At 38.7% G+C, this 2,732-nt stretch carries 1 protein-coding gene; it reads right to left on the minus strand.

Annotated features, from left to right (window positions below; all coding sequences use genetic code 11):
- Positions 1–9: 9 nt before the first annotated feature.
- Positions 10–2,613, minus strand: coding sequence for a hypothetical protein (locus Q3C19_RS18035; protein ID WP_302731213.1), 2,604 nt, complete (start codon positions 2,611–2,613; stop codon positions 10–12).
- Between the last annotated feature and the right edge of the window lie 119 nt (positions 2,614–2,732).

The following is a 2,732-nucleotide window of genomic DNA, read 5'->3' on the forward strand; positions in this document are numbered from 1 at the left end:
TCATCTTTCTTATTCCTGTACTAATTCAGTACCATTTACATTGATATTGCTTAAATCACTACCGCTTCTACTATATTTGAATGTTCCATTGTTATAGATTGTAGATTTGGGAGTACCTGCAACCGTATTCAAAGCACCAACGACAACATTTCCCGAATTTCGGATAGTTACGCTATACTTCTTATATCCATCAATGGAACCCAAGGTCAAAGGATATTTATTAGTTGCACTTCCGTCATCGGCAATTTGAACCTTATTTGTCATTGTTACTACGCCATCCAATACTTCAACTCCAGCAGTAGCTTTAATTGTTACCCAATTGAGTTCCATCTCGCCAGACATTTCTACTTTTGCACCGTCAGCCATATTCAGTAACTTAGAAGAAGGAGTCCAAACACTTGCAATATAAGAACCACCTTCAATTCTACCATTCTTAATTTCCAGTTTCTTCAAAACAGAAGCACCACCTTCTACACGTAAGTCGGCACCATTAATTTCGAGTGCTGTAATATAGTTTGAAATAACTTTACTCATATCAACATTTGTTGTTGACACATATTTAACGACACCTTTATCACCAGCAGACAAATTAATACCGGAAATCGGATCACCGATATTGGTCTTCAAAATGGTAGCGTTATTGTTGTTTTCTTCAATATGGTTAATCTTTTGGGATGTTTTGATGACAGCGTCTTCTCCGTCATTTATCATGTTGTAGATTTCACCGTTGTTAACCAGCATACCCTTATTGGTAAAGTTCTTATCAGTTGTACCTCTGAGGATGCCATTAACATTAACTGTTCCTTCGGCTTCATTTTCACTATCTGCATTAACTGTTAAAGTGCTGTTAACATTCAGCTCTGCATTCTTTTTGTTCACCACTTTAATATTAGAAGTCTCACCTTTGACTTCCAAAGTACCGTAGTTATCTACAGCCAGAGCTTCTTCCGACCATGCTTCGATGTTGAGTTTACCGCCTTCCGCTACAGTAATTCCTTTTGTATCTGCGGGCAGACCGGTATTTTCTTTCAGCTTCTCTTCGTTCAAGTTAAGTTCACCCAATACGACAACATCTGTTCCCTTGACATCAATGTAATTAAAGATATCTGAATTTACACCAGCTTCGATAAACAGTTTTTGATTGCCTTCTGCTATTACTTTAAGTCTGTTTTCAGATGTAGCTATTGCATTTTGAGAAGCAATCAAGGTATTTGCCATATCAGCAGTCAATGTGTCGTTGTTGGCCAATGTAACTGTGTTAACACGATTTTTGGTACTATTCCATGTAATGAAACGTTCCAAATCATCTACGTTGTTTACTGTCATTTCCTGCGGAATGTCGAACGAGTTATCATCAATCTGGATGGTGATTTCCTTGGCATTACCTGTCGATGTCAATGAAGTGATAGCATGGTCTGTTATTACTGCATACTTGCTGCCGCTTCCATCGTTTACTTTAGTCAAGTCAATATCTTTCACTATACCTTTATCTGTATAGATGCTCATAGTCAGCTGTCCTGTATCAACTTGATCGTCAAGGTTTACAAATACTACTCCCCAAACAGCTTTTTGGTTTTGACCGCTGATAGGAGTTGCATCTTTGATGTACAACTCTGCATATTCTTTATCGGCACTCTGCTGATTTCCTGCATGTACCGTTGCACGGATAGCATCACCCCAAGAATAATTGCTTTCATTGCCTTCTTCAATATTATAGACAGTGTTTTCTGCAGTAGCACTATTAGCGTTATTGTACAAATCATCTTTTGCTTCGATGAAGTTGGCATAATTAAACACTGTAGTACTTGCATCTAAACTTGAGCCATTCTTCAAATTGTAAATGCCATTCTGATCATTAGCTTTGGGGGCTGCTTTACCATTGTATCCTGCTTTGGTAGGATCAATTGTCAGAAGAGTCTTCAAGTCAGTACCTTGTACGGTTACCTTTTCAACTGTGTATTCTGTCTGGGTACTTACTGTGGTTATTTTGAACTTGATAGGAGAAAGTGTACGTGCCATCTTCACGTTAGCTAACACTTCTTCGTTTTCGGCACCAGCTTTAATCTGTGAATAACCAATCCAGTATTGGTTACGTGCGTAAGCTTTTTCCATAGCCTCTTTCGAGCTACCTTCTTGCACCTGATTAGCCAGCGAATGTATTAATTGGCGTTCGCCATTGTAAGTTTCGCGGGGATAGGCAAAAAAGTAGTTACCTTCCAGCATCTTAGCAGGAGTTGTCCATGCGCCTCTTTCTTCATCCCATGTGAAAGGATAGTTGGTGTTAATGTAGTTCACCAATTTGTATTTCTGATACCAAGTCAAGTTAGCCCATTCTTCTGGATTATTATAAGGGCGATAGTTGCTACCTGTGCCATCTACTTCATCCATAAGAAGTGCAGCTATAGTTTCGCTACCATCCCAAGTAAATTTGTCAGTTTCAGAATCATAATCCATACGGGTGTTTGCATCACCAAAATCCAATACGACTTTTCCCGCAACAGGTCTTCCATCGTTCACTACGTTAACTTTGCTACTTTCAACAAAGTCTTCGTTTGTACAAGCGGCTAACATTGTAGTGACCAATGCTGCCGAAAATAAAAATTTTGTTTTCATCTAATAAAATTTTTAATTTAATAGTTCGTTAGTTTTTTCAGTCCAATCCGTTATTCAAGAACTGGTCCTTCACTGTTAGGACTTGCAGCGAATCCCTTCTCTACTTCCACCTCCAGAAT

The sequence above is a fragment of the Bacteroides sp. ET489 genome, from assembly GCF_030518095.1.
Lineage (GTDB): Bacteria > Bacteroidota > Bacteroidia > Bacteroidales > Bacteroidaceae > Bacteroides > Bacteroides ndongoniae.

Excerpts from the sequence above, each read along its gene's own strand:
- Q3C19_RS18035 (WP_302731213.1), bottom strand. The coding sequence starts at position 2,613 with ATGAAAACAAAATTTTTATTTTCGGCAGCATTGGTCACTACAATGTTA.